At 54.1% G+C, this 3141-nt stretch carries 2 protein-coding genes and 2 tRNA genes; 1 reads left to right on the top strand and 3 read right to left on the bottom strand.

All coding sequences use genetic code 11. The features are described 5' to 3' along the window. Nucleotides 1-503 precede the first annotated feature (503 nt). The 3 genes from LG31_RS21845 to LG31_RS0120030 all read right to left on the bottom strand — a co-directional run bounded on the left by LG31_RS21845 (nucleotide 504) and on the right by LG31_RS0120030 (nucleotide 2024). Nucleotides 504-875, bottom strand: coding sequence for a 3'-5' exonuclease (locus LG31_RS21845; protein ID WP_161785996.1), 372 nt, complete (start codon nucleotides 873-875; stop codon nucleotides 504-506). 995 nt (nucleotides 876-1870) lie between these two features. Continuing rightward, a tRNA-Asn gene (locus LG31_RS0120035) sits at nucleotides 1871-1946 on the bottom strand. Between the two features lie 2 nt (nucleotides 1947-1948). After that, nucleotides 1949-2024 (bottom strand) — tRNA-Asn (locus LG31_RS0120030). A 485-nt stretch (nucleotides 2025-2509) separates the two neighbouring features. Between LG31_RS0120030 and LG31_RS0120025 the strand changes: the two genes are divergently transcribed. Next, a partial coding sequence (locus tag LG31_RS0120025) for a SulP family inorganic anion transporter (protein ID WP_033116168.1) occupies nucleotides 2510-3141 on the top strand: 632 nt, incomplete at its 3' end.

The raw sequence follows: 3141 nt of genomic DNA, 5'->3' as shown, positions 1-3141 counted from the left end.
TAAGTCATTGAATGTATAGGTTATATTTGTGTGGTGATATGTAAGAACGAGGGTTCGAATCCCTCCCTCACCGCCAAATGATAGGCCCAAGCAATTGAATTGCTCGGGCCTTTTCTTTATGTGCGATTTTCGATATGCCATCTGATAGTTCTTGTTGCGTTGTTATGGTTCAAGTTTGCTCAATATGTGCGACATGATGCTGCGGTGGCGACTTGCCTGTGCAGAGGGTAATAAACCTTTCACCGCACAAGTCGTTATAACTCCTGCTCGATAATGGGCAGCTCCCTCCGCTCCCTCCGCTCCCTCCGCTCCCTCCGCTCCCTCCGCTCCCTCCGCTCCCTCCGCTCCCTCCGCTCCCTCCGCTCCCTCCGCTCACTTCGAAAATGTTCTTAGTAGGTGTCGTCTGCCTGTGCTTTGCTCCGCTCAATCATGGCGATGACGTTGGCGTGCCGGATAGTTGCAAACTGATTCAGAGATCTGATAAGCACTTTGGGAGAGACGAGCTACGGGTGTTTGACCATGCAAAACATGCCGTTTCTCAAGCTTGTCGAGACCGATACGTACAGCGTCTCCAACGTGTAATTGCCGCAGGTTCTAGTGTGCCAGGTGATTGTCGTTGCTACGGCCAGCATAACCATCCAGTTGGCGCATGCCCATGATGGCAAAACGGCGTTGTTGTACAGGGGCTGTAGCCTGGATCGACGCGTTGTAACAACGTTGGGCAATGAGAGGGGGGGATGCCGCTGGTCAGCGCGGGACATAACCACTAATCGCTGGATTGCTCTGGTCATCGCAACATAGAAGAGTCGCCGCTCTTCCTCGATGTTGTTCGTATTGCTTTCTACGCAGCGTTGCCATCCACCATCAAAGATCAAAACATGGCGATACTCTTTCTCCTTTAACGCTATGCACAGTGCTGAGGAGCACGCCCCTGCCAAAGGTGACGCAGTTCGCGCTCAGATATTCGTAAAGAAACAGCAAGAAATTAAGTTGGTACTGCTGTTCATCAATGTCCTGATACTCGTCGACGAGCATGCAGTCCTCCCAGTAGTTCGGTCAGGCGCCGGCGCAGGGGCATCGCCGCATTATGGTTGTAACAGAGCAACATGATCCTGGATGGAGCGACTTGCTTGACCCCGGGCCTGCCAGTACAAGCAGGTTTTGCTCGGGCGTTGTCTCTCCTTTTGGGGTCAAGTAGTCAGTAACTTTCCCAAAGGGGAACGGATCATATCCGTCTTAACTCGGCATTTTCTACGGCCTTCACCGTTTTTACGATCAGGTGGTCTCCCTCTCCCGGCAGCATTGGCTGCAGCTTATCTGCGACATCAAGGGGAATCAGCCACTATGATTGGCCCAAGCGTTGGGCTGGAGAATTTTATCTTTGGTTCAAGCCGTCAGGCGCTGGGGCGGGTAGGGGATGTATTGAGGGACTTGCAGGGGGGAACCTCTTTTTATGGTAACAAGGTGATACAGGGGAATGGTGAGGTAGACCATCTCATCCCTTGGCGTTGTTATCCAATCGATTTGGGCCACAACTTCGTACTGGCACACGCCAGCTGTAACTGGAGCAAACGGGATTTTCTCGCTGCTCCAGAGTACAGGGATGCTTGGTACGAGCAGAATATCCTGACGTCACAGGACGTACCTCACTGACGAGCTGGCCCGTGGTGAGCGTCGACGCCGAGCGTTCTACCGCTATCGCCACTTGGCCCTATCAGCAGGCTGTCCGTGAGCATGTCCGGTTGTGGCGTGGTATTGACGAGTTGGTGGACGTGACTGCCCCTGGTGTGGGGATCAGTCACCCAAGCTTCTCTAGACTCTTATGAGGTAGATACGAAAAAGCCCAGCCGTAAGGCTGGGCTTTAGAATGTGGCTCCCTCGACAGGACTTGAACCTGTGACATACGGATTAACAGTCCGCCGTTCTACCGACTGAACTACGAGGGAATTGGCTCCTCCTACTGGACTTGAACCAGTGACATACGGATTAACAGTCCGCCGTTCTACCGACTGAACTAAGGAGGAATTGCCTGTCTCGTTGAGACGGGGCGAATATTAATGACCAGAAAGACGGGTGTCAACCCGCGAACCGGACGAAAAACAGATTTTCAGACCGTTTGCCCAAAACTTGGCCTTTGCGGTTTATTTTCAGCACAATCAGTCCCTTGCCCATAACCATTGTTGTCATTCATCGACATGCGGCCTCGGGCTCTATGGCAATCGTGCGGCGAACATGTCGGCAACGTGCAAGGGGGCGAAAAGCCATTGTGGTGGCAAACGTGGCGCCAAAAAGGGTAGTCGCGTTGATAAAGTTCGGGGATTTGGCTGGAAATGAGTCAAATGATGCCGGATTGTGGTATTCATTGATCCTGCCCATCGAAATAGTGGCGCTGCTGGAGTAAGGTTACGCAGGATACCATCGCCGCGTCGACAGCTCTGCCGGCCCTTGATGATGATCGGGCGCCGGATCCCTCCGGCCTTTATCTCCCTCTTCTTGGTATTACGTATACATGCACAAGCAAGCCTCTTTAAATAGCGTGAAGCTCGCCATAGCCTTGCGCCAATCCTGTATTGATGAGCCCTATAGCATGGCCCGTTTTGGCCGTGACCTGATCGCCGGTGTGACGGTGGGCATCATTGCCATTCCACTGGCCATGGCGCTTGCCATCGCCAGCGGTGTTCCTCCGCAGCATGGCCTCTATACCGCCATCATCGCCGGTATCGTGATTGCTGTGACCGGTGGCTCCCGCTACTCCATCTCGGGCCCGACTGCTGCCTTCGTGGTGATCCTCTATCCGGTTGCCCAGCAGTTCGGGGTAGGTGGCCTGTTGATGGCGACCCTTATCTCCGGTCTCTTTCTGGTGGCGATGGGTCTAGCCCGCCTCGGTCGTCTTATCGAATACATCCCCCCCTCAGTAACGCTGGGTTTTACCGGTGGTATTGCCATTGTGATCGCCACGTTGCAAATCAAGGATTTCTTCGGTCTGAGCGTTCCTCATATGCCGGAAACCTATCTGGGCAAGGTCGAAGCACTGGCCACCGCCATGCCCAGTTGGCAATGGGGCGATACCCTGGTGGGCGTTGCAACGCTGGCCGTGCTGCTGCTGTGGCCTCGGCTCCGGCTGCCGGTTCCAGGCCATCT

The organism is Aeromonas lacus, assembly GCF_000764665.1.
GTDB lineage: Bacteria > Pseudomonadota > Gammaproteobacteria > Enterobacterales > Aeromonadaceae > Aeromonas > Aeromonas lacus.
Note: the sequence above shows the minus strand (reverse complement) of the source record. Positions and strands in the feature narration are given on the sequence as shown.